This window comes from Amycolatopsis mediterranei, assembly GCF_026017845.1.
GTDB lineage: Bacteria > Actinomycetota > Actinomycetes > Mycobacteriales > Pseudonocardiaceae > Amycolatopsis > Amycolatopsis mediterranei.
Genome location: NZ_CP100416.1, coordinates 3089221 through 3112931 on the forward strand (window position 1 = coordinate 3089221; position 23711 = coordinate 3112931).

At 70.5% G+C, this 23711-nt stretch carries 23 protein-coding genes; 11 read left to right on the forward strand and 12 right to left on the reverse strand.

Features of this window, described 5'->3' with window-relative positions; translation table 11 throughout:
• Positions 1-227 precede the first annotated feature (227 nt).
• From ISP_RS14765 to tkt, 7 genes are all read right to left on the reverse strand, one after another.
• Entirely contained in the window at positions 228-1427 is a 1200-nt protein-coding gene (locus ISP_RS14765; RefSeq protein ID WP_176742171.1) for a sensor histidine kinase, read from the reverse strand.
• 391 nt (positions 1428-1818) lie between these two features.
• Entirely contained in the window at positions 1819-2598 is a 780-nt protein-coding gene (pgl, locus tag ISP_RS14770) for a 6-phosphogluconolactonase (protein WP_013224672.1), read from the reverse strand.
• The gene (opcA, locus tag ISP_RS14775; RefSeq protein ID WP_013224673.1) at positions 2595-3665 is read right to left on the reverse strand and encodes a glucose-6-phosphate dehydrogenase assembly protein OpcA; all 1071 of its coding nucleotides are present in this window, start codon (positions 3663-3665) and stop codon (positions 2595-2597) included. The genes pgl and opcA overlap by 4 nt, the downstream gene beginning before the upstream one ends.
• Complete coding sequence (gene zwf / locus ISP_RS14780) at positions 3662-5185, reverse strand: glucose-6-phosphate dehydrogenase (RefSeq protein ID WP_013224674.1); 1524 nt, start codon at positions 5183-5185, stop codon at positions 3662-3664. The genes opcA and zwf overlap by 4 nt, the downstream gene beginning before the upstream one ends.
• Complete coding sequence (locus ISP_RS14785; RefSeq protein WP_013224675.1) at positions 5182-6804, reverse strand: glucose-6-phosphate isomerase; 1623 nt, start codon at positions 6802-6804, stop codon at positions 5182-5184. The genes zwf and ISP_RS14785 overlap by 4 nt, the downstream gene beginning before the upstream one ends.
• 8 nt (positions 6805-6812) lie before the next feature.
• Positions 6813-7925 carry a transaldolase gene (gene tal / locus ISP_RS14790; RefSeq protein ID WP_013224676.1) on the reverse strand — a complete coding sequence of 371 codons (1113 nt, stop codon included), beginning with the start codon at positions 7923-7925 and terminating at the stop codon, positions 6813-6815.
• A 14-nt stretch (positions 7926-7939) separates the two neighbouring features.
• Positions 7940-10042, reverse strand: coding sequence for a transketolase (gene tkt, locus ISP_RS14795; RefSeq protein ID WP_013224677.1), 2103 nt, complete (start codon positions 10040-10042; stop codon positions 7940-7942).
• A 283-nt stretch (positions 10043-10325) separates the two neighbouring features.
• Between tkt and ISP_RS14800 the strand changes: the two genes are divergently transcribed.
• The 8 genes from ISP_RS14800 (at position 10326) to ISP_RS14835 (ending at position 17476) form a co-directional block, all read left to right on the forward strand.
• The gene (locus tag ISP_RS14800) at positions 10326-11306 is read left to right on the forward strand and encodes a heme o synthase (RefSeq protein WP_013224678.1); all 981 of its coding nucleotides are present in this window, start codon (positions 10326-10328) and stop codon (positions 11304-11306) included.
• A gap of 236 nt (positions 11307-11542) precedes the next feature.
• A complete protein-coding gene (locus tag ISP_RS14805; protein ID WP_013224679.1) occupies positions 11543-11902 on the forward strand; it encodes a hypothetical protein in 360 nt (119 codons plus the stop codon).
• 72 nt (positions 11903-11974) lie between these two features.
• Positions 11975-12346: a type VII secretion target gene (locus ISP_RS14810; protein ID WP_013224680.1), complete on the forward strand. Its 372-nt coding sequence runs from the start codon at positions 11975-11977 to the stop codon at positions 12344-12346.
• A complete protein-coding gene (locus ISP_RS14815; RefSeq protein ID WP_013224681.1) occupies positions 12343-13266 on the forward strand; it encodes a hypothetical protein in 924 nt (307 codons plus the stop codon). The genes ISP_RS14810 and ISP_RS14815 overlap by 4 nt, the downstream gene beginning before the upstream one ends.
• A gap of 12 nt (positions 13267-13278) precedes the next feature.
• Complete coding sequence (locus tag ISP_RS14820; protein ID WP_013224682.1) at positions 13279-13767, forward strand: hypothetical protein; 489 nt, start codon at positions 13279-13281, stop codon at positions 13765-13767.
• Complete coding sequence (locus tag ISP_RS14825; protein WP_013224683.1) at positions 13764-14600, forward strand: hypothetical protein; 837 nt, start codon at positions 13764-13766, stop codon at positions 14598-14600. The genes ISP_RS14820 and ISP_RS14825 overlap by 4 nt, the downstream gene beginning before the upstream one ends.
• Before the next feature lie 55 nt (positions 14601-14655).
• Positions 14656-16905 (forward strand): HelD family protein, encoded by a 2250-nt coding sequence (locus ISP_RS14830; RefSeq protein WP_014466871.1) that lies wholly within the window; start codon positions 14656-14658, stop codon positions 16903-16905.
• 10 nt (positions 16906-16915) lie between these two features.
• On the forward strand, positions 16916-17476 hold the full coding sequence (locus ISP_RS14835; RefSeq protein ID WP_013224685.1) for an FKBP-type peptidyl-prolyl cis-trans isomerase: 561 nt from the start codon (positions 16916-16918) through the stop codon (positions 17474-17476).
• A 54-nt stretch (positions 17477-17530) separates the two neighbouring features.
• Here the strand turns inward: ISP_RS14835 and ISP_RS14840 are convergent, their stop codons facing one another.
• A complete protein-coding gene (locus tag ISP_RS14840) occupies positions 17531-18499 on the reverse strand; it encodes a quinone oxidoreductase family protein (protein WP_013224686.1) in 969 nt (322 codons plus the stop codon).
• 91 nt (positions 18500-18590) lie between these two features.
• Between ISP_RS14840 and ISP_RS14845 the strand changes: the two genes are divergently transcribed.
• Positions 18591-18890, forward strand: coding sequence for a hypothetical protein (locus ISP_RS14845; RefSeq protein WP_013224687.1), 300 nt, complete (start codon positions 18591-18593; stop codon positions 18888-18890).
• On the forward strand, positions 18887-19747 hold the full coding sequence (locus tag ISP_RS14850) for an ATP-grasp domain-containing protein (protein ID WP_013224688.1): 861 nt from the start codon (positions 18887-18889) through the stop codon (positions 19745-19747). The genes ISP_RS14845 and ISP_RS14850 overlap by 4 nt, the downstream gene beginning before the upstream one ends.
• Here ISP_RS14850 and ISP_RS14855 read toward each other — a convergent pair whose 3' ends face one another.
• Entirely contained in the window at positions 19748-19870 is a 123-nt protein-coding gene (locus ISP_RS14855; protein ID WP_014466873.1) for a hypothetical protein, read from the reverse strand.
• 141 nt (positions 19871-20011) lie between these two features.
• Between ISP_RS14855 and ISP_RS14860 the strand changes: the two genes are divergently transcribed.
• Positions 20012-21193 carry a hypothetical protein gene (locus ISP_RS14860; RefSeq protein WP_230468785.1) on the forward strand — a complete coding sequence of 394 codons (1182 nt, stop codon included), beginning with the start codon at positions 20012-20014 and terminating at the stop codon, positions 21191-21193.
• Positions 21194-21415: 222 nt separating this feature from the next.
• On the opposite strand, the gene ISP_RS14865 is transcribed toward ISP_RS14860, so the two are convergent.
• The 3 genes from ISP_RS14865 to ISP_RS14875 form a co-directional block, all read right to left on the reverse strand.
• Positions 21416-22333: an acyl-CoA desaturase gene (locus tag ISP_RS14865; protein WP_013224690.1), complete on the reverse strand. Its 918-nt coding sequence runs from the start codon at positions 22331-22333 to the stop codon at positions 21416-21418.
• Between the two features lie 63 nt (positions 22334-22396).
• Positions 22397-23362: a COX15/CtaA family protein gene (locus ISP_RS14870; protein ID WP_013224691.1), complete on the reverse strand. Its 966-nt coding sequence runs from the start codon at positions 23360-23362 to the stop codon at positions 22397-22399.
• Between the two features lie 84 nt (positions 23363-23446).
• Positions 23447-23641, reverse strand: coding sequence for a hypothetical protein (locus ISP_RS14875; protein ID WP_013224692.1), 195 nt, complete (start codon positions 23639-23641; stop codon positions 23447-23449).
• Positions 23642-23711 lie beyond the last annotated feature (70 nt).

The following is a 23711-nucleotide window of genomic DNA, read 5'->3' on the forward strand; positions in this document are numbered from 1 at the left end:
GCTCTTCGGGTACGCGCCCGCATATCGCAGCCGGCGGAGGCATTCGCGGGTTGCGGTGCTGAGCAGCCCCCGATTTCCACGCTACCGGCGACCACCGACATTTCGCGGCCGGAAAGGCCGCGAACGGGGGATTCCGGACCGAAATGGCCCTGAATCCGCCGTTCGCGGCGTCGAACGATCCGGAAACGTCGGTGCCCGCCGGTAAGCTGGATACCGGGGGCCGGAGGTCAGCGATCGAGCGGGTACCGGGCCCGGACGCGGAAGCCGCCGTCCTCCGTTCCCGATGTCTCGAAGCTTCCGCCCAGCAGGCGCGCCCGCTCGGCCAGGCCCGTCAGGCCGTGGCCGCCCGAGGGCAGCCCCTCCGTCGGGCGGCTTGCCCGCTCGTTGCGGACCTCGATCTTGAGCGCGCCGTGCTCACCCTGGATGCGGATGGTCGCCGTCGCGCCCGGGGCGTGCTTGTGGACGTTGGTCAAGCATTCCTGCACCGTCCGGTACGCCGCCGCCGACACCTGGTTGGGCAGGACCTCCGGGAGGTGCTCCACCGTCAGGTGCACCGGGACGTCGGACGTGCGGATCAGCCGGTCGAGCTCGTTGATGCCCGCCCGCGGGCCGTCGTCGTCCGAGCCGGCCCGCAGGACGCTGACCAGCGAACGCAGCTCCTCCAGGGTCCGCTTGGACAGCGTGCGGATGACCTGCGCGGTCTCCAGCGCGTGGTCGTCGGTGGTCTGGGCCTGCAGCGCGCCGGCCTGCATGGCGATCAGCGTGATCTGGTGGGAGACGACGTCGTGCATCTCGCGGGCCAGCCGGGCGCGTTCCTCGGCGCGGACGGCGTCGGCGTGGAAGCGGCGCTCGCGGTCGCGGCTCGTGGCCAGCTCGGCGAGCTTGTTCGAAATCTCGGTGCGGGCGCCGATGAGCAGGCCGATCGCGATCGGCATGCCGGCCACCAGGACGCCGTAGATGCCGTCGAGGATGTGCTCGCGCCAGCTGAGCTCGGCGAAGTCCTCCAGCGGCCACTGCACGAACCGGCACATCCACACCAGCGCCGCGCCGACCCAGGTCTGCCAGTGCAGCTGACGGCGGGTGGCGAGCATGCCGAGCGTGATCATCGACGCGAGCTGGGCCCAGCCGGCCAGGAAGCCGGGGACCGCGACCAGCACGGCGAGGAACGGGAACTTCCGCCGGAACACCACCGCGAGGCAGGCGGCGCCGGACAGGTAGATCGAGTAGGGCTGGGCCTTCTCCGGAATGACCAACCAGACGTCGAGCACGGCCAGGATGACCGCGGCCGCCTCGATGGCGAACGTGACCACAGCGGGGCGGGGCACCGAGCCGAACAGGCTCAGGCCGCGTTTGCGCACCCGCTCGGCGGCCGATGGCCCCGAGCCGGCGATCGAGATGCCTGGAATCGAGAGTCCCTCTGTACTCATCGCTGGCGACCCCATTCGTCTTGTGGACTTGGTGGTGAGAGGCGCTCAGGGCCCGATCGGGACGCGCAGCGGCAGACAAATGTGCGGATGCTAACGAAGTCACGTACGGAGACGGTTAGTTTCACCCGCGGTCGGTGCTCTGGCGTCCGAATTCCGTAATCGGTTGCGCCGTCCGGGGCATTGGCGGCGACGGGTGCTACTCAGGGTGGAAGTTCTGCTCCCCAGCGTTCGCCAAGACGACCACATCGTGGGATTCATGTTACTCACGTGCGGTCGCCGACGGTAGTTCTCCGGCCGCCATGGACCGGAGGTCGTCCCACCGCGGCCGGAGACCCCGGCCAGAACGAGTGAAGGCCCCCTGCCGAAGCAGAGGGCCTTCACCGAAACACACTCAAGCCGTGGGCGGCTGGTACACCTTGGTCAGCTTCCCCGCCGCGGCCCGGTCCAGCAGCCACAACGTCCGCCGGTGCCCGCGAGCCCCGGCCACCGGCAGCTGGACTTCCCCGGCTCCCGCCAGCGCCAACGCCACCGCGTCCGCCTTCGCCTCGCCGGCCGTCATCAGCCACACGTCCCGCGCCCGCCGGAGCGCCGGCAGCGTCAGGGACACCCGGGTCGGCGGCGGCTTGGGGCAGTTGCGCACCGCCACCACCGACCGCTCGGTCTCGTACACCGCCGGGGACTCCGGGAACACCGACGCCGTGTGCCCCTCCCCGCCGAGGCCCAGCAGCATGATGTCGAACGACGGCACGTCGCCGTGGTCCTCCGGCCCCGCGTTGGCGGCCAGCACCGAAGCGTAGGCCTCGGCCGCCGCGTCGACGTCGTCGCCGAACTCGCCGTCCGACGGCGCTATGGCGTGGACCCTCTTCGGATCCAGCGGAACGTGGTCCAGCAACGCCTCGCGGGCCTGCTTCTCGTTCCGCTCGTCCGAATCCGCCGGGACGAACCGCTCGTCGCCCCAGTAGATGTCGAGGCGGGACCAGTCGATCGCGTCACGGGCCGAGGACGCCTGCAGCTCCGACAGCACCGCGATGCCCGTGCCGCCGCCGGTCAGCACCAGCGATGCCGACCCCTTGGCCGCCTGGACGTCCACCAGCCGGGTGACCAGGCGAGCCGCCGCGGCCGCCGCCAGGAGGTCCTGGTTCGCGTAGACGACGACTTCGGTCTTGCTCATTTCTTGGCACCCGAAGCAGCCGAAGCGCTCGAAGTACCCGAAGCACTTGAAGTACCCGAGTCGGCCGCGGAAGCCGAAGCAACCGAACCGGCGGCCGCGGCCGGTGAGGTCACGTCCGCCTTGGCCGGCGCGCCCGTCTTGCCGTTCGTGCCCGACGTGATCTTGCCCAGGCCCTGCAGGGCCGCTTCGTAGACCTCGTCCGGGTCGAGCCGGCGGAGCTCCTCGATCAGGCAGTCCTGCGTGCTGCGCCGCTGCAACGCGATCCGGCGGGTCGGCTGGCCCGGCTGGGTCAGCGTGCCCACGCGGCCGTCGGGGCGGTGCAGCTCCACCGGGCCCGACTTGCGGTCGAGCGTCACCGAGATGATCCCGGCCGCGCCCGAGCTCTTGACCCGCTTGACCGGCACCTTCAGGTACTCGGCCAGCCAGGCGGCCAGCAGCTCGGTCGACGGCGAGTCGGCCTCGCCGGTCACCGTCGCGCGGGTGATCTTCTCGTACGGCGGCAGGTCCAGCGCCGAGACGAGCTGGGCCCGCCAGTGCGTCAGGCGCGTCCAGGCCAGATCGGTGTCGCCTTCGGTGTACGCCTTCGCCCGCGTGGTCAGCGCCTTGACCGGGTTCTTCTCCGCGGCCGAGTCGGTGATCCGGCGCTGGGCCAGCTCGCCGAGCGGGTCCTTGTCCGGATCCTTCGGACCGGCCCCGGGCCACCAGCACACGATCGGTGCGTCCGGCAGCAGCAGCGGCACCACCGCGCTCTGGCCCTGCGAGGCCAGCGGGCCGTACAGGCGCAGCACGATGACCTCGCTCGCGCCGGCGTCGCCACCGACCCGGATCTGGCCGTCGATGCGCGGCGACGCGGTGCGCGCGCCCTTGGCGACCACGATCACCCGCGAGGGGTGCTCGCGGCTCGCGCCGTTGGCCGCTTCGATCGCCGCTTCGAGGTGGCTGTCGTCGTCGGCCACGATCACCAGCGTCAGGACGCGCCCCAGCGCGACCTGGCCGCCCTGTTCGCGGATCTCCACCAGCTTCTTGTTGAGTGCCGAAGTCGTGGTGGACGGCAGGTCGATGATCACGGGCGCCTCCATTTCCGGCCGGTGCGCTCCAGCATTTCGTCGGCGGACGGCGGACCCCACGTGCCCGGCGCGTACTGCTCGGGCGCGCCTTCCTTCGCCCAGTGCTCGAGGATCGGGTCGAGGATTTTCCAGGAGAGCTCGACCTCTTCGTTCACCGGGAACAGCGACGGCTCGCCGAGCAGGACGTCCAGGATCAGCCGCTCGTAGGCCTCGGGGGAGGACTCGGTGAACGCGTGGCCGTACCCGAAGTCCATCGTGACGTCGCGGACCTCCATCGTGGTCCCCGGCACCTTCGAGCCGAACCGCAGCGTGATGCCCTCGTCCGGCTGGACCCGGATGACCAGGGCGTTCTGCCCCAGCTCCTCGGTCGACGTCGAGTCGAACGGCAGGTGCGGCGCCCGCTTGAACACGACGGCGATCTCGGTGACGCGGCGGCCGAGCCGCTTGCCGGTGCGCAGGTAGAACGGCACCCCGGCCCAGCGGCGGCTCTGCACCTCGAGGGTCACCGCGGCGTAGGTCTCGGTCTTCGAGTCCTTCGCGAAGCCCTCTTCCTGCAGCAGGCCGGGCACCTTCGTGCCGCCCTGCCAGCCGCCCGCGTACTGGCCGCGCGCGGTGGTCTTGCCCAGCGGCCCGAGCGGTTTGGTGCCCGAGAGCACCTTGATCTTCTCCGCGCGCAGGGCCCGCGGGTCGAACGACAGCGGCTCCTCCATCGCGGTGAAGGCCAGCAGCTGCAGCAGGTGGTTCTGGATGACGTCCCGGGCGGCGCCGATGCCGTCGTAGTACCCCGCGCGCCCGCCGAGGCCGATGTCCTCGGCCATGGTGATCTGCACGTGGTCGACGTAGTTGGCGTTCCAGATCGGCTCGAACAGCTGGTTCGCGAAGCGCAGCGCCAGGATGTTCTGCACCGTCTCCTTGCCGAGGTAGTGGTCGATGCGGAACACCGACTCCTCGGGGAAGACGTCGTTGACGATCGCGTTGAGCTCTTCGGCGCTCTTCAGGTCGTGCCCGAAGGGCTTCTCGATGACGACCCGCCGCCAGGTGTTCTCGTCGGCGTTCGCCAGCCCGGAGCGGGCCAGCTGCTTGGTCACCACCGGGAACGCGCCGGGCGGGATCGACAGGTAGAACGCGGTGTTGCCGCCGGTGCCGCGTTCGTGGTCGAGGTCGCGGACCGTCTGCGCGAGCCGGTCGAAGGCGTCGTCGTCGTCGAAGGTGCCCTGCACGAACCGGATGCCTTCGGCGAGCCGGTTCCACACCGACTCCTTGAACGGCGTCCGCGCGTGCTCCTTGACCGAGTCGTGCACGAGCTCGCCGAAGTCCTGGTGCTCCCAGTCGCGGCGGGCGAACCCGACGAGCGAGAAGCCCGCGGGCAGCAGCCCGCGGTTGGCCAGGTCGTAGATGGCGGGCATCAGCTTCTTGCGGGCCAGGTCGCCGGTGACCCCGAAGATCACCAGGCTGGACGGCCCGGCGATGCGCGGGAGCCGCTTGTCCCGCGGATCGCGCAGCGGATTGGTCCAGGTCATGCGCCCGCCTCCTGTACCGCGCGGACGACGGCCGCGAGGCCCGCGGCCCGGTCGGTCAGGTGCAGGCGCAGCACCGGGCGGCCGTGCTCGGCGAGCACCTGCCCGTCACCCAGGGCCTGGGCGTGCTGCAGCTGCCCCAGCGTGTAGGGCCGGTCCGGCACGTCGAGGTCCTGCTCGACGGCGCCGGTCAGCTGCAGGAAGACGCCGTTCTGGTGCCCGCCCTTGTGGTACTGGCCGGTGGAGTGCAGGAACCGTGGTCCCCAGCCGAACGTTGTCTGCTTCCCGGTGCGCTTGGCGATCTCGCCGCGCAGCACCGCCGTCGAGGCGTCGTCGAGCCGGTCGAGGTAGGCCTGCACGGCGATGTAGCCCGCGTCCGGCGCCGAAGCGAAGAACGCGCGCAGCACGTCGGTCAGGCTGCCGTCCGTGGAAACCCCGTCGCTGCCGAAGATCTCGACCGGGCCGTCCACATTGGACGGCTCCTCGCCGCCCTTCAGCTTCTCCGGGGCGTCCAGCAGCGCGCGGGCCGCCTTCTTGGCGGTCTCGACGTCGGGCTGGTCGAACGGGTTGATCCCGAGCAGCCGGCCGGCCAGCGCCGTGGCGAACTCCCAGAGCAGGAACTGCGCGCCCAGCGAGCCGGTGACGGCGATCTTCGCCGCACCCTGCGGGCCGCCGACCGCGGTGGGCGTGGCGTCGGACTTGGCGTCGGCGAAGCCGGGCGCCTCGGGGCCCTCGACCGCGACCGGCAGCAGGCCGGTGCCCTGCTTGCCGGTGGACTCGGCGATCAGCTGCTCCGCCCAGTCCGGGAAACCCTTGATCCCGGAGCCGGTGTCCGCGAGGACAACCTTCTCCGCGCCCGTTTCGTGCGCGGCGGCCCAGGCGGCGGCCAGCTTGACCGCCGGGTTGTCGGCCGAGTCCGCGGCCAGCTCGTCGGCCACCGAAGCGGCCTGGTCGAGCAGCCGGGCGACGTCCGCGCCGGCCAGCCCGGCCGGGACGAGCCCGAACGCGGTCAGCGCCGAGTAGCGGCCGCCGACGTGCGGGTCGGCGAGGAAGACCTTGCGGTATCCCTCCTTTTCGGACAGTTCCTGGAACGGCGAGCCGGGGTCGGTGACGACCACGATCCGCCGCGCCGCGTCGATCCCGGCGTCAGCGAACGCTTTCGCGAAGATCCGCCGGTGGCTGTCGGTCTCGACGGTGCCGCCCGACTTCGACGACACCACGATCACGGTGCGCTCGAGGTCGCCGGCCAGCGCGTCGGCGACCTGGCCCGGGTCGGTGGTGTCGAGCACCGTCAGCGCGACGCCGTCGGTGCCGGTGATCACCTCCGGTGCCAGCGACGAGCCGCCCATGCCGGCCAGGACGACCCGGTCGACGCCCTCGGACCGCAGTTCGGTGCGCAGCGCCTCGATCTCGCCGATCAGCGGCCGCGACGACTTGTGCAGCGTCGTCCACGACAGCCGGATCGACGCCTCGGATTCGGCGTCCGGCCCCCAGAGCGTCGCGTCCTGCGCCGCCAGCTTCGAGGCGGCCTGGTCGTCGACCAGCTGCTCGGCCAGCGGCGCGGCGCGCTCCGCCAGTGCGGCGTCCACGATCTCGACGCCGGTCTTTTCGCCTGTCGTCATGTCGTGCGTCAGCCCTTCGCCTTCTCGAGCTGCCCGTTCACGGTGTCCAGAAGCTCGGTCCACGACTTCTCGAACTTCTCGACGCCCTCGTTCTCGAGCACCAGGAACACGTCGGTGATGTCGATGCCGACGGCCTCGAGCTTGTCGAAGACCTCCTGCGCCTCGGCGCCGCGGCCGGTCACCTGGTCACCCTTGAGCTCGGAGTGCTCCGCGACCGCGTCGAGGGTCTTCTCCGGCATCGTGTTGACGGTGTCCTTCACCACGAGGTCGTCGACGTAGAGCGTGGGGGAGTAGTCCGGGTTCTTCACGCCGGTCGAGGCCCACAGCGGGCGCTGCGCGTTCGCGCCGTCGGCCGCGAGGGCCTTCCAGCGGTCGGTCGAGAAGCGCTCCTCGAAGGCCGCGTAGGCGAGCCGCGCGTTGGCGACGGCGGCCTTGCCGCGCAGGGCCTTGGCCTCGTCGGTGCCGATCGCGTCCAGGCGCTTGTCGATCTCGGTGTCCACCCGGGACACGAAGAACGACGCGACCGAGTGGATCCCGCGCAGGTCGTGGCCGTTGGCCTTCGCCTGCTCCAGACCGGCGAAGAAGGCGTCGATGACCGCCTTGTACCGCTCGACGGAGAAGATCAGCGTGACGTTGACGCTGATGCCCTCGGCCAGGGTCTTGGTGATGGCCGGCAGGCCCTCTTCGGTGGCCGGGATCTTGATCAGCACGTTCGGCCGGTCCACGGTCTTCCACAGGTCCTGCGCCTCGGCCACGGTCCGGTCGGAGTCCTTGGCCAGGCGCGGGTCGACCTCGATGGAGACGCGGCCGTCGACGCCGTTGGTGGCGGTGTAGACGTCGCGGAACAGGTCGGCGGCGTTGCGCACGTCGGTCGTCGTCAGGTCGCGGATGGTGGCCTCGACGTCGGCGCCCTGGGCGGCGAGTTCCCGCGTGCGCTCGTCGTAGGCGTCGCCCTTCGACATCGCGTTGGCGAAGATCGTCGGGTTGGTCGTGACGCCGACGACGTGCTTGTCGCGGATCAGCTCGGCCAGGTTGCCGGTGTTCAGGCGTTCACGCGAGAGGTCGTCGAGCCAGATGGAGACACCGGCCTCGGACAGTGCCGCGAGCTTGTCGTTGCTCATTACTGTCATCCCCTTCAGGAATTCTTGGTGTTGGCGATCGAGCGGCGCGCGGCCTCGACGACGGCTTCCGCGGTGAACCCGAACTCACGGAACAGTGTGGCGGCATCGGCGGAGGCGCCGAAGTGCTCGATCGAAACGTTCACCCCGGCGTCACCCGTGAAGCGGTGCCACGACTGGGCGATGCCCGCCTCGACGGACACGCGGGCCTTCACGGCGGCCGGGATGACGGATTCGCGGTAGGCCGCGTCCTGCGCGTCGAACCACTCGACGCACGGCATCGAGACGACGCGCGCCTTGACGCCGTCGGCCTCGAGGGTCTTCTTCGCCTCGACGGCGAGCTGGACCTCGGAGCCGGTGGCGATCAGGATCACGTCCGGCGTTCCGTCGGAGTCGGCCAGGACGTACCCGCCCTTGGCCACGCCCTCGGCGCTGGTGCCCTCGAGCACCGGCACGTTCTGGCGGGTGAGCGCCAGGCCGGACGGGTGGTGGATGTCCTCCAGGACCGCCTTCCACGCGTACGCGGTCTCGTTGGCGTCCGCCGGGCGGACGACGTTGAGGCCCGGGATCGCGCGCAGCGCGGAGAGCTGCTCGATCGGCTGGTGCGTCGGGCCGTCCTCGCCGAGGCCGATCGAGTCGTGCGTCCAGACGTAGGTGACCGGCGCCTTCATCAGCGCGGCCAGCCGGACCGGCGGGCGCATGTAGTCGGAGAAGATGAGGAACGTCGCGCCGTACGGGCGGGTGCCGCCGTGCAGCGCGATCCCGTTGAGGATCGAGCCCATGGCGTGCTCGCGGACGCCGAAGTGCAGCGTCCGGCCGTACGGGTTGGCCTGCCACATGTCGGTGGCGGCCTTCTCGGGGCCGAACGAGTCGGCGCCCTTCATCGTCGTGTTGTTGCTCTCGGCCAGGTCGGCCGAGCCGCCCCACAGCTCCGGCAGCGGCTCGGCCAGCGCGCTGAGGACCTCACCGGAGGCCTTGCGGGTGGCGATGCCCTTGGCGTCCGGCTCCCACTTCGGCAGGTTGTCGGCGAAGCCCTCGGGCAGGGTGCGGGTGGCCATCCGGTCGCCCAGCTTCTTGCGCTCCGGGTTGGCCGCGGCCCAGGCCTCGTACTTCTCCTGCCACTCGGCGTGCGCGGTCCGGCCACGCTCGGCCGCCTGGCGGGTGTGCTTGAGCACGTCGTCCTCGACCTGGAACGACTGCTCCGGGTCGAAGCCGAGGATCTTCTTGACCGCGGCGACCTCTTCGGCGCCCAGCGCGGCGCCGTGCGCCTTGCCGGTGCCCATCTTCTTGGGGGCCGGGTAGCCGATCACGGTCCGCAGCGCGATGAACGACGGCCGCTGCGTCTCGGCCTTGGCGGCCTTGATGGCCTCCTCGATCGCGACGACGTCCTCGCCGCCCTCGACGACCTGGGTGTGCCACCCGTAGGCCTCGTAGCGCTTCACGGTGTCCTCGGACAGCGCGATGTTGGTGTCGTCCTCGATCGAGATCTTGTTGTCGTCGTAGAAGACGATCAGGTTGCCCAGCTCCTGGCGGCCCGCGATGGACGAGGCCTCGGAGGTGACGCCCTCTTCGATGTCGCCGTCGGAGGCGATCACGAAGATGTGGTGGTCGAAGATGCTCTCGCCGGGCGCCGCGTCCGGGTCCAGCAGGCCGCGCTCGCGACGGGCCGCCATCGCCATGCCCACGCCGTTGGCCAGGCCCTGCCCGAGCGGGCCGGTGGTGGTCTCGACGCCGTCGGTGTGGCGGTACTCCGGGTGCCCCGGGGTCTTGGAACCCCACTTGCGCAGCTGCTTGAGGTCCTCGAGCTCGAGGCCGTAGCCGGCGAGGAACAGCTGGATGTAGAGGGTGAGGCTCGAGTGGCCGGCCGAGAGGACGAACCGGTCGCGGCCCGGCCAGTGCTGGTCGTTGGGGTCGTGGCGCATGACGCGCTGGAACAGCGTGTAGGCCAGCGGCGCCAGGCTCATCGCGGTGCCGGGGTGGCCGCTGCCACAGTTCTCCACCGCGTCCGCGGCGAGCACCCGCACGGTGTCCACGGCGCGGGTGTCGGTGTCGGTCCAGTCGGCGGGCGTGTTGCGCCGGAGGAGTGGGTTGTTCTCGCTGGTAGTGGCGGTTTCGGACACTGAACTCCAACTCCCGGTCATGATGGTTGCGGCTGGTCTTCCTCGTTCCGGTTACCCGTACACGCGGCTGCTTATCTCAATCGATCCCGAAGGGACGATATTCCTGCTCGCGGCCATGCGCAGGGGCAATCGCGGTCCGTCGCGGCCAGCCTAGTGCTTGGGCCGGTCGAGGACCCGCGATCACCCACGGGATTCACCACGTCTAACATCGTTCGAGGGTTCAGACCGGCGTTCCACCACGGCCTTCCGGAAGGACCCGCCCGAACCTGACGCAGGGAGTGAAATGTCGCCGGTGAACGCTGCGCACGGACGCAGTGACGACACCAGCGCCGTGCACCCGACCGGTGAACGACCGCACGGTGATCGGCGAAGCATCCGCCGGGTCGTCGGTGCCTACGCCGCGTTGGCGAAGCCGCGGGTGATCGAGCTCCTGCTGGTGACCACCATCCCGGCGATGTTCCTCGCCGGCCGTCAGATCCCCTCGCCGTGGCTGGTCCTCGCCACGCTGGTCGGCGGGACGATGGCCGCGGGCAGCGCGAACGCGCTCAACTGCGTGATCGACGCGGACATCGACAAGGTGATGAACCGCACGAAGCGCCGTCCGCTGGTGAAGGACTCGGTGCCCCGCCGCGGCGCGCTGATCTTCGGTCTCGTGATGGGCGTCGCCTCGGCGGTCGTGCTCTACCTCACGGTGAACCTGCTCTCGGCGATCCTGGCGATCGCGACGATCCTCTTCTACATCTTCGTCTACACGCTCGGCCTCAAGCGGCGCACGTCACAGAACGTGGTCTGGGGCGGCGCGGCCGGCTGCATGCCGGTGGTCATCGGCTGGGCCGCCGTCACCGGCACGGTGCAGTGGCCGGCGTTCGTGATGTTCGGCGTGATCTTCTTCTGGACCCCGCCGCACACGTGGGCGCTGGGCATGAAGTACCGCGACGACTACGAGCGCGCGGGCGTCCCGATGCTGCCGGTGGTCGCCACCGCCCAGCACGTCGCCCGCCAGATCGTCATCTACTCGTGGGTGATGGTGGCGTGGACGCTGCTGCTGCTCCCGGTGACGTCCTGGCTGTACGGCACGTTCGCGATCCTGGCGGGCGGCTGGTTCCTCTTCTACGCGCACAGCCTGCAGGCCGCGGTGCGGCGGGGTGAAGAGACCAAGCCGATGGCGCTGTTCCACCGGTCGAACACGTACCTGATGATCGTGTTCGTGGCCCTGGCCGTCGACTCGGCGATCGGCCTGCCGACCCTCGGCCTGCCGTTCTGAGACGGATCGGGACCGCGATAGCCGCGGTCGTCGTCCTGGGCCTGCTGGTCCTCCTCGGCCACGGGAAGCTCCCGGCCCTGGACGAGAGCCTGCTCACCGGCGGCTGCACCATCCCGAAACACGTCGACGCCGTCCCGGGCCCGGCACCCGACGGCGGTGCCGTCCGCGTCGCCGAGCAGGGGCCGGGCGCCGCAGTCCTGGAGAACACCAGCACCCTGGCCGCCTACCGCATCCCCGTGACGTCCGGCTCGACGACCGTCGAGGTGCCGGTGCTCACGCCGGGACAGCGGATCGGCGTCGCGCTCGACCGGCCCACCCCCGGCCCGGTGATCTGGCTCGCACCCGAGGCGCTGGGCGGCTTCACGCCCGTGACCGCCGAGGTCGTGCCGGGTGGCGTCCGCTACCGCTCGGCCAACTGCCGCGCGCTCACCAGCCGCGGGGCCGCCGTGCTGCACCGCGACACCGCCGGGCACCTCACCGGAGGCGAGCGGCTGCCGCCCGCGAGTGTCTCGTGCGCGCCGGGGGAGCGGGTGCTGCCGGTGGTGCTCGGGCCCGGCAGCGAGGTCCACCCGTACTGCGATCTGCCCGGAGCCTGATTCCGAAACCCTGAGTACATCCACGGACACTGTGAGAGACTGCCGTGGTCGGGCTTACTCGGGGAGGGTGCCATGCCTGATCACGGTGTCGACCTTGCCGCCGATCTGTATCGGATGCTCGTGGTCGCCGAGGACGATCTGCCCTCTGTTGCCGCTGTGTACGGCGACGTCGTCGCCAAGTACGGCCGGGCGAGGTCCGGGCTGGACGGCGCGATGACGCGACCCGGCCATTTCGGCGGAGCCGCCCTCGGGCCGGTGCACGCGGCCTGGGTCGAACTGCACGCCGCGGCGGCGAAGTTCCTGACGGACACCCAGGCCAATCTGAACGACACGGCCACGGCCCTGGCCAAGGCCGCCGAGATGTACGCGACGACCGATCGCACCGCCGCGGACCAGCTGCACAAGCTGATCGCGGAACGCGGCGAGCCCACCCCGGGACGGTGACGGTGAGTTTCGACGAGCTGATGGCCCACGCCAGTGAAATCAAGTTCCTGGCGATCAAACGCGCCCTGGACGAGCACGAGACCGAGCCGGAGTACGCCCGGCAAGGTGTCGACGGCTACTACGAGCAAGTGGTCGAACCCCTGTTCAAACCGTTCTCTCGCGTTCCCGATCCGGCCGGCTACCAGCCGATGATCGACGATTTGTCCGCCGCGATGCACGACCTGTCCGGCGGGCACATCGACCAGGACCCGATCGACAAGAACCCCTACCTGGCCAATCCGACTCTCGAGAAGATCCACACGGCGGGCGACTACCTCCAGGACTGGTCGGGACAGGCAGCGATGCAGTTCAAGCAGAAGTTCCTCGACCCGTTCCCGGCGATTTCGGCCAACCAGTTCATCCTCACGGCGATCCTCAAAGCAGCGCTGGAGGCCCACCAGGCGATGTGGGCGAAGACCCGGGACGACATCGACAAGATCGCGCACGCCACCATGGACGCGTTCGACAACAAGTGCTGTGACAAGAACACGTGGAACGTGTCCTTCACCGTGTTGTCTTCGATCGGTGCCACCGCCGCCGCCGTCCTCACCGTGGCGACGGACGGTGTCGCCGCTCCGCTGCTGTTGCAAGTGATCGGTGCGGCGGCGCAGGTCGGCGCGACCCTGCCGCCCGACAGCTTGTCGGATCCCCCGAAAGGCGGCGGTGAGTCCGCGCTGCAGATCGTCAACTCGATGAAAGCGGCGATCGATCAGCTCACGCAGGTGGTCCAGAAGGCGGAGGCGGTGATCACGAAACACATCACCGGCATCACGAAGTTGCTCGGCGAGCACGGTTCGTACTTCGTCTCCGCCCGTCCGGCTCTCGCGTCGGTGCCGGACGACAAGATCACCGGCGGCAGCGGTCTCGGCGATTCGAACTGAGGGAGCGGGATCATGGGAAGACTCGCCGACCGGCTCGATGGCATCCGGGTCCGGGTTCGAGCACCCGGTACCGACATCGAGGCCGAACTGCGCGACCGGACGAACGTCACGATCACGTTCGGCGAAAGCGTCTACGGCTTCGCCGATGAGCGGGGGCTCGAGCGCTCCCTGGCGGCCCTGGCACGCCTGGTGTACGCGGGCTGGCTGCGGCAGTACCGGGCGGCGATCGACGAATCCGCCCTCGACATCACACCGCGTGACGACCGGGACGACGAGTTCCTCGACGAACGGTCGAAGATCGAGGCCGGTGGAAGGTCGAGCGACGGCCGGATCTCCCTGACCTGCGTGGGTATGCAGGAGATCTCGGTGGAGATCGGGCCGGGCACGGTCCGGGAGCTGGCCGAAGAAGAGTTCGCGGCGCGCGCCAAGGAGGCCGTCACCCTCCTGATCCGGGAGTACCTGGCGAAGGTCAGCGAGCTCAGGAAACGGTTCTACGGATGAACCGGAACCGGCTGGCGGCGATCATCGGCACCATCATCCTCCTCGGCGCCCTCGTCTTCGTCGCCGGCGGGAAGCTGCCGTGGACCGGCGGACCCGCCGCGGACCAGCCCTGTGACATCCCCGGCCGGCTCCCCGTGAGTTCGCCGGCGGTCACGTCCGGGCTGATCAAGGTGGTCGAGCAGGGATTCAGCCAGGACCCGTCCGGCCTGGTCAGCCTCGGGGCCGTCGTGGAGAACACCGGCGCCGACGTCGCGTACCGGATTCCCGTGCGGTTCCGGCTCTTCGACGCCGCGCACCACGAGCTGCCCGAAACCACCGCGGGTGAGCTGAGCGTCGAGATCCCGCTGCTCCTGCCCGGCCGGCGGATCGGTGCCGGGACGGGCGCCTACCGGCGGAATACCCAGGTGATCGACACCGAAGCGGGCGCCGGGCCGAACGCTTGGCTGCCGCGGGCCGCCGTGGGAAGCCTCACCCCGGTGACCGCGACCTACGTCCGCAGCAAGCGGTTCTACCCGGACAACCCCGGCTACATCGACGTCCACTACCGGGAGACGTCCGCGAACTGCCGAGCCCTCGACCACCGCGCCACCGCCGCGATCTTCCGCGACCGCACCGGCCGGATCGCCGGGGGCGACAGCGGCCCCGCCGGCGCGCCGCTCACGTTCCGGGACACGCACGGCCACGACGTCGTCGTCGAGCCGCAGCCTGCGGCCGGCTCGTCGTGTTCACCCGGGGAGCGGGAGACCTGGGTCATCCCCTCCGTGGGCGCCCCCGCCGGCGCCGACGACTCCCGCACCGAGGTCTACCCGTACTGCGGCCTCGGGCCGGAATGATCCCGGGGCCGGGGCCGTTAAACTCTGCTGGCCCTTTCCTTGAGGCGAAAGCAGGATGCTCTTGTCCGTCTCCTCGGACGACTTCTCCGCCGAGCTCGCCCGCGAGCAGGCGTACGTCACCACCCTCTACTCGAAGCTCGACGCCGAGCGCCTCGAAGCCCAGCGCCGCCTCGACGAGACGCTGCGGCAGACCGGCGGCACCCCGCAGGCCCGCACCGAACGGGACGTCGCCACCACCCTCTACACCGACCGGCTCGCCCAGCTCGGCTCCGTCGAGCAGGGCCTCGCCTTCGGACGGCTCGACTTCGTCCCCGGCAGCGCCGAGGAGACCACCTACATCGGCCGGCTCGGGCTGTTCGACGAAGACGACGACTACCAGCCGCTGCTGGTCGACTGGCGCGCGCCGGTCGCGCGGCCGTTCTACCTGGCCACCGCCGCGTCACCCGAAGGGGTGCGGCGGCGACGGCACCTGCGGTCGCTGAGCCGCAAGGTCACCGGCTTCGACGACGAGATCCTCGACCTCACCGCCGCCGACCAGGGCCAGGACCTCGGACTGGCCGGCGAAGCCGCGCTGCTGGCCGCGCTGGAGCAGCGGCGCACCGGCGAGATGAGCGACATCGTCGCGACCATCCAGGCCGAGCAGGACCGCATCATCCGCGCCCCCCTCGGCGGCGTGATGGTCGTGCAGGGCGGCCCGGGCACCGGCAAGACCGCCGTCGCGCTGCACCGCGCGGCCTACCTGCTGTACACGCACCGCCAGCAGCTCACCACCCGCGGCGTGCTGGTCGTCGGCCCGAACAGCACGTTCCTGCGCTATATCGGCCAGGTGCTGCCCTCGCTCGGCGAGACCGGCGTGCTGCTCGCCACCATCGGGCAGCTCTACCCCGGCCTCACCGCCGACGGCGTCGAGCCGCGCGAAGCGACCGAGGTCAAGGGCCGGCTGGTGATGGCGGACGTGCTGGCCAACGCCGTCCGCGACCGCCAGCGCGTGCCCGAGCCGGTCCTGGAGATCGAGTACGAGCACGACGTGCTGCGGCTGGACCGCAAGACCTGCACCGACGCCCGTACCCGGGCCCGCCGTTCGCGGCGCCCGCACAACCCGGCGCGGCGCCTGTTCGTCTCCGACGTCCTCGACGCGCTGACCCGCCAGGCTGCCCGCAGGCTGGGGGAGGACCTCCTCGATGGGCAGGACCTGGCCGACATCCGCGCCGAGCTGGCCGCGGACGAGAACATCGCGGCGGCGCTCGACTCGCTGTGGCCGGTGCTGAGCCCGGAAGGTGTGCTCGACGACCTGTTCGCCGACCGCGAACGGCTCGACAGCGCCGCGCGCAAGCTGCTGCCGGAAGCGGATCTCGCGCTCCTGGAAAGCGGCCGCGACGCCCGCTGGACGCCGGCTGACGTGCCGCTGCTCGACGAGCTCGCCGAGCTGATCGGCGTCGACGACACCGAGGCCCGCGTCGAGCGCAAACGCCGTGAGCGGGAGGATCGCGCGTACGCCGAAGGCGTCCTGGACATCCTGGAGCAGGACGAAGAGATCATCGACGAGGAGCTGCTGCGCGTCTCCGACGTCCTCGACGCCGAGCTGTTCGCCGAGCGCCAGCAGGCGCGCAGCGAGCTGACCGCCGCCCAGCGGGCCGCGCAGGACCGGACCTGGACGTTCGGGCACGTGATCGTCGACGAGGCGCAGGAGCTGTCGGCAATGGACTGGCGGCTGCTGATGCGGCGCACGCCGAACCGGTCGATGACCCTGGTCGGCGACGTGGCCCAGACCGGCGCGGCGGGCGGGGCGCGGTCGTGGGGCGAGGTGCTTTCGCCCTACGTCGAGGACCGCTGGCGGCTGGAGCAGCTGACGGTGAACTACCGCACGCCCGCCGAGATCATGGCCGTTGCGGCGCGGGTGCTCGCGGAGGTTTCGCCAGGGCTGTCGGTGCCGTCGTCGGTGCGGGAAACCGGGGTGCCGCCGTGGTCGGTGCGGGCCGGGGACCTCGCGGCGGAGCTGCCCGGGCTGGCCGCGCGCGAGCTGTCCGAAGTGGACGGTGGCACGGTGGCGGTCCTGGTGCCCGCGGCCCGCTTCGATGCGGTGTCGGCGCTGCTCGCCGGCCACGACGAGCGGCTGAGCGTCCTGACGGTCGAGCGGTCGAAGGGCCTGGAGTTCGACTCGGTGGTGCTGGTCGCGCCGGACGAGGTCGTCGCGGGCTCGCCGCGGGGCCTCAACGACCTGTACGTGGCCCTGACGCGGGCGACCCGGCGGCTCGGCGTGATCCGGACCGGTGACGATGTTCCGGCACTCTCCGTGCTTGGCTAGGGTGCCCGGCATGCAGAACATCGGGAAGATCGTGGTCGCCGCCGTGGCGGCGCTGTCGCTGGCCGCGTGCGGCCAGCAGGCCAAGACCCAGTCGGCCGCTCCGGCGGGGCCGTCCGTCCCGTCCTCGAGCGCCGCGCCGGCGCCGCAGAGCAAGGGCCGCGAGTGCACGGCGGACGACGTCAAGACGACGGGCAAGTTCGGCGAGGTGCCGACGATCACCATCCCCGACGACTGCGACCCGCCGAAGAAGCTGATCACGAAGGACCTGTCCGACGGCACGGGCGACCCCGCCAAGACCGGGCAGAAGCTCCAGATGAACTACCTGCTGGTGACGTGGTCGGACAAGCAGAAGCTGGACAGCTCCTTCGACCGTGGCAAGCCGTTCGACCTGAACCTGGGCGCGGGCGAGGTCATCCCCGGCTGGGACCAGGGCCTGGCGGGCATCAAGCAGGGCGCCCGCCGGCTGCTGATCATCCCGCCGGACCTGGCCTACGGCGAGGGCGGCAACGGCATGAAGCCGAACGAGACGCTGGTGTTCGTCACCGACGCCGTGGCGGTCGGGGCCGCCTGACCTGCGCCTGCGCGAAGGCCGCCGCGGGGGTTCCCCGGGGCGGCCTTCGGTGCGTCAGGGGATGAGCAGGAGCTTGCCGGTGGTGCGGCGGCCCTGCAGGTCCTCGTGGGCCTTGCGGGCGTCGGCCAGGGCGTACTTGCCGCCGATGCGGACGTTCAGCTCGCCCGCGAGGATGGCGTCGAACAGCTCCTTCGACCGCCAGTCGATTTCCTCCCGCGTGCGCGTGTAGTGCCCGGACGTCGGGCGGGTCAGGTAGAGCGAGCCGCCGGAGTTGAGGCGCTGCGGGTCCAGGGGCGGCACCGGGCCGCTCGAGGCGCCGAACAGCGCGAGCAGGCCGCGGACCTTCAGGCTGGCCAGGCTCCCGTCGACGGTGTCCTTGCCGACGCCGTCGTAGACGACGTCGACGCCCTCCCCGCCGGTCAGCTCCCGGGTGATCTTCGCGAAGTCGTCGCGATCGTAGCGGATGACCTCGTCGGCGCCGGCTTCGCGGGCGAGCTTCGCCTTCTCCTCGGTCGACACCGTGCCGATGACGCGGGCACCGCGCGCCTTCGCCAGCTGGACCAGGAGCAGCCCGACGCCGCCCGCGGCCGCGTGGACGAGCACGTCGTGGCCCGGCTTGACCTCGAAGGTGGAGGCGACCAGGTAGTGCGCGGTGATGCCCTGCAGCATGATCGCGGCCGCGGTCTCCAGGGACACACCCTCGGGCACCTTGACGGCCACCGACGCGGGGACGAGCTTGCGGGCCGCGTAGCTGCCGATCGAGCCCTGCCAGGCGACGCGGTCGCCGGGTGCGAAGCCGGTGTCGGCACCCGCCTCCACGACCGTGCCGGCGCCCTCGAGGCCGAGCACGACCGGCAGCTCCATCGGGTAGGTGCCCTGGCGCTGGTAGGTGTCGATGTAGTTGACCCCGGCCGCGGCGACGTCGACCAGGAGTTCGCCGGCCTGCGGGGCGCGGACGTCCACTTCGGCCGGTTCGAGCACTTCCGGGCCCCCGGTCTTCGTCACCTGCACTGCGGTGGGCATGGGTCCTCCTCGGGTCGGTTCTCCCGGGTGCAACTATGGCCGACGCCACGCTGTTCCGCGTTCCGGCCGGTTCTTGGTTATCGTTCGGGACGTGACTTCGGAAGAGACTGTCGTATCGCCGACCAGCGCGCAGCTGGGCGCGGCCCGCAAGTTCGTGAAGGCGCACGGCAAGCCGTCCCGCGCGGTGGTGGAGAACATCGGCCGGGCGGGCGCCCGCGTGGTCCTGGTCGGCGCGGACGGCGCGCTCGGGGACGTCGTGGTGCCCTCGGTGGCGACCGGCGAGGCCCTGATCGAGGCGGTCGAGGACCTCGACGCGGCTTCCTGGGACGCGGAGACGGTCAACCAGACGAAGATCGGCGCGGAGCACCGCCGCAAGATGGCGGGCAAGTGAGCCCCACCGCGATCCTGGTCGGCTGCGCGGAACTCCCTTCGGGTGACGGCGACGACGACGCCGTCGTGCCCGCGTTGTCCTCGCTGGGCTTTGCGGTCTCGTGGGCGCCATGGGACGCTCCGGCCGACTTTTCTTCGGCTGACGCGGTGATCCTGCGCGCGACCTGGGACTACGCGGCTCGGCGGGCGGAGTTCCTGGCGTGGTGCGAGTCGGTGCCGTCGCTGTTCAACTCCGCCGCGGTGGTGCGGTGGAACACGGACAAGTCGTACCTGGTGGAGCTGCTCGACGCGGGCGTGCCGGTGGTGCCGACTTCGCTGGTTTCGCCTGGTTCGCCGGCGTCGTTTCCTTCCTCGGACTTCGTGGTGAAGCCAGCTGTAGGGGCGGGCTCGCGGGGTGCGGCCCGGTTCGCCGGGGGAGCGGACGCTTCCGCGCACGTCGCGGCGTTGCACGCCGAGGGGCACCCGGCGCTGATCCAGCCGTACCAGTCCAGTGTGGACACTTCCGGCGAGCTCGCCCTGGTGTACCTGGGCGGGGTCTATTCGCACGCGTTCACGAAGGGCGCGATGCTCGGGTCCACAATGGACGACTCGGGGCTGTACCTGTCGGAGAAGCTGGCGCCCGCCTCGCCTCCCGCGGACGCCGTGGCCGTGGCGGAGGACGTCCTCGACGCGGCATCGGCGTTGCTGGGGATCCTGCGGGCGGAGTTGTTGTACGCGCGGGTGGATCTGGTGCGCGGCGCGGACGGGAAGCCGTTGCTGCTGGAGCTGGAGCTGACCGAGCCGTCGCTGGGCTTCCGCCAGGCGGACCCGGCCGCGGCGACGCGGTTCGCTTCGGCGGTGCGGCAGCAGCTGGCTTAGTCATCGCGCGGCGTGCTGCACCACGGCGAGCGCGAGGGCGACGACGGCGCCGATCAAGGTTACGGTCACGGAACCGGTGAGCACGTAAAGCCCGCCGATCCCGGCGAAACCCGCTTTGATCATTTTTCCCGAATCTCGGAAATCGGCCTTTTCTTTGCCCGCTGTACTACCCCTCTCTATGGTGTACTAGTACGCTGCTGTTTCAGTGTGGCACGGGAGAGCGGTAACCGGAAATGATCTTTGGTGGTGCGGAGGTGTTTCTTCTTGCCGGACTTTTCCGCGGATTTTCGATCTTCGCCGGGGGTACTGGAGGAGTCGCCCGAAAAGGCTGCGCTGGCGTCGCTGGCCAGGCGCCGTGACGGGGATCTGCTTGGCGCGTTGCGCCGGGCGGCCGAATCCTCGGCGACCGGTTCCGGCACTTCGCTGGGCTGCCTGGTGGATCCGACGGCTTCGTTACCGGGGGCCACGCCGGCATCGCGCGCGTGGGCGATCTGGGGGCTGCTCGTCGACGAGATCGACAAGCTGGGGTCGGTCGTGGAACCGCGGGAGCATTTCGTCCTGCTGGCCGCGTTCCGGCTCCCGCCGGTACCGGCAGGCAGCGCGAACTGGGCCGGCACCCTCCAAGATCGATTCCGGCAGCTGGCCAAGGTTCGCGGGCTCTTCGGGAGCCGGGAGCCGCTGTCGAACACGCCGATGAACAAAGCCTGGGCCGGCGCGCTCGAGATGCTCAGCGCCGCCGTGGCGCGGAAGCTCGGCCGGATCGCGGGGGCGGGCTGGCTGCCCTACGTCGGCATCGGGCAGTCGGCCACGGTGGGAACGCTGCCCGGGAACAAGGGCACGGAAGGGTTTCGCGCTCCTTCCGAAGGGGCGCAGCCGGTGTTCATGAAGCGGATGATCGTCACCGTCGTCATGCACCGGAAAACGGCTTTGCGCCGGATCACCGAGCGTCACATCGTCGCTTGCGAGGACGGAGTCGACGGGTACGACGTCCATGCGCTGACCGGTTGGTCGGGAAACCTCGCCGACATCCCCGTCACGGCCTTGTGGAACTGCCGCCTCGACGTGTTGCCCGGCAGGTACCCGAACGAGCCTTCCACGGCCAGGCTGTGCTTCGGGCGGAAACTGCGGTCGAACGACTCCCACGAGTTCAGCTCGGAAGCGGTCGACGTGAACCTCGACGAAGAGCGGAAGTGGATCAACGTCAAGATCGATCACCACGGGGTGCGGGAAGCCGGGCTGACGATCCGGGTGGCCTTCGACGCCGAGTGCTTGCCCGAAGCCTGCTGGTGGTACGCGGAGCAGCTGGAAGTCGAGAGACTGCGCCGGCCGCCGGCGGGCAGCTCGCGCCTGCTCGATGTCGGCAACGGGTTCGTGCAGCACACGTTCGAGGCCTGCTGCCACCCGCGCGAAGAGTACGGGATCGCCTTCAGCTGGCCGCGGGGGTGAAGAGAATGAAGCCACGTCACGCCAACGTGGCTTCATATCCTTCCCTGGAGAGAGCTGGCACAGGGCCAGATCAGTTGCCGGTGTTGCCGCCGCCTTCGCCGCCGCCTCCGCCAGCGTGGTCGTGATGCTCCACGCGCTCTCTCCCTCTATGTGACTGTGCAGGTCTGCAGCAGTTGACTGTCTGCCGAAGAAGGTTACCGTCCGTGAATGGCGGGACCGAACTCAGGCCCGCTTCGCGGCCAGCCGGTCCGCTCGCGGCCACCGCACGTCGGTCGCCCACCCGAACCGCTCGAACGCCCAGATCACCCGCGCCGAAACGTCCACCTGCCCCCGCAGCACCCCGTGCCGGGCGCACGTCGGATCCGCGTGGTGGGAGTTGTGCCAGGACTCGCCCATCGACAGCAACGCCAGCGGCCAGAAGTTCGCCGCCTTGTCGCGGCTGGCGAACGGCCTCTCGCCGATCAAGTGGCAGACCGAGTTCACCGACCACGTCACGTGGTGCAGGAACGCGATGCGCACCAGGCCCGCCCAGAAGAACGCCGTCACCACGCCCCACCAGGACCACGAGATCAGGCCGCCCAGGACCGCCGGCAGGGCCAGGCTCAACGTGATCCACAGCCAGAAGTACCGGTTCACCCAGCGGACGTCCGGGTCCGCCACCAGGTCGGGGGCGAAGCGGTCCGCGTTGGTCACCTCGCGGCCGAACATCCAGCCCATGTGCGCGTGCCAGAAGCCGCGCAGCAGGGCCGACGGGGAAGTGCCGAACAGCCACGGCGAGTGCGGGTCGCCCTCGCGGTCGGCGAACGCGTGGTGGCGGCGGTGACTGGCCACCCAGAAGATCACCGAGCCCTGCACCGCCATGCTGCCCGCGATGGCCAGCAGCACCCGCAGGGGACGCGACGCCTTGAACGCGCCGTGGGTGAAGTACCGGTGGAAGCCGACCGTCACCCCGAGCGTTGCGAACGTGTAGAACGCCGCCGCGAGGATGAGGTCGATCCAGCTCATGCCCCAGCCCCACACCAGCGGGACCGCGATGAGCAGGGCCGCGAACGGCACCAGCAGGAAGGTCTTGAGCACGATCATCTCGCCGGTGCCGCGGCGGTGGGAGATCAGCGGCTTGGGCGCGGTGCGCGACGTCATGGCGCGAACAGTAATACACGGCCGGGACGGGCACGCCGACGCGGAGTTAAGCCCGCGTTGACGTCAGGCGGCCGTGAGTTCCCGGGGCGCCGCTGTCAGCGATGTCACCGGGCCGCGGTCGCGGCTGCCGGTCCACAGGGACGCCGTCGCGACGATGACCGCCATCGCGCCCAGGACGTGGAACGACACCATCGCCTCCGGTACGCCCAGCGCGTACTGCAGCGAACCGAGACCTCCCTGCGCGACGGCGACCACCCAGACCACCGTGTAGCGCCGCCAGAGGCTCTTCGGGGCGCCGACGCGCAGCAGCTGGAGGCCGAACACCGCGAGCAGCAGCAGGTAGAGCACCAGCAGCCCGCCGTGGACCTGGGCGAGCGTCTCGACCGGAGCGTCGAGGCGGTGAGTGTTGATGTCGCCGCTGTGCGGGCCGGCGCCGGTCACCGTGGTACCCGCCGCGAGCACCAGCCACATCACGGCGGCGAGCAGGACCAGGATCGTGCGGCCGGCCGCCGGGACCAGCGGCCGGGCGGGTTCGTCGCCTTCGTGGAACGCGCGCAGCAGCAGGACGGCCAGCCAGACGAGCGGGGTCGTCGCCAGGAAGTGGATGGCGACAGTCCACCACTCCAGCTTCGCGAGCACGGTGAGCCCGCCGACGACGGCCTGCAGCACGACGCCGCCGGGCATCGTCCAGGCCAGCTTGACCAGGCGCTTGCGGCCGGGGTGGTCGATCTGCACGCGCCACGCCGTGACGACCGCGATGGCGGCGACGATGATGACGACGCCGGTGAGCAGCCGGTTGCCGAACTCGATCCACTGGTTGAGCGCGTCGATCCCGGAGTCGTGCTTCGGCACGAGGCTGCCGGCGACGCACTGGGGCCAGGTCGGGCAGCCGAGCCCGGACCCGGTGACGCGCACGATGGACCCGGTGACGCCGATCAGCGCCTGCGCGAGGACCGCGGCGATCCCGACGGCCCGCTGCACGGCGGCGGACGGAAACGGCAGACGGGCGACGAGGCTGGTGAACGGCACGGCATCGATGGTAGAGCGCGCGGAAAACCCGCTTTCGGCAGGTCCCGGCGCCCAGAACCGCTCAGCCGGCGCAAGGGACCAAGGTCACCCGGTTTCCTCGACCTTCTTCCGGAACCAGCCCATCGACTGCGCGAAGACGGCGCCGAAGCCCAGCACGGCCAGCGGGACCGTCCGGATCCAGAACGCTCCCGCGTCCAGCTTCACCAGGAGGACGATCATCCCGATCGCCACCACGAGCAGCAGCAGCATGATCAGGAAGACGCGCGTTTTCGAAACCATTCGATTGCCCCCTCAGAGCACGGAACCGGACCGGAGAACCGTCTCAGGAACGTCCCGGGGGCGTGAGGTC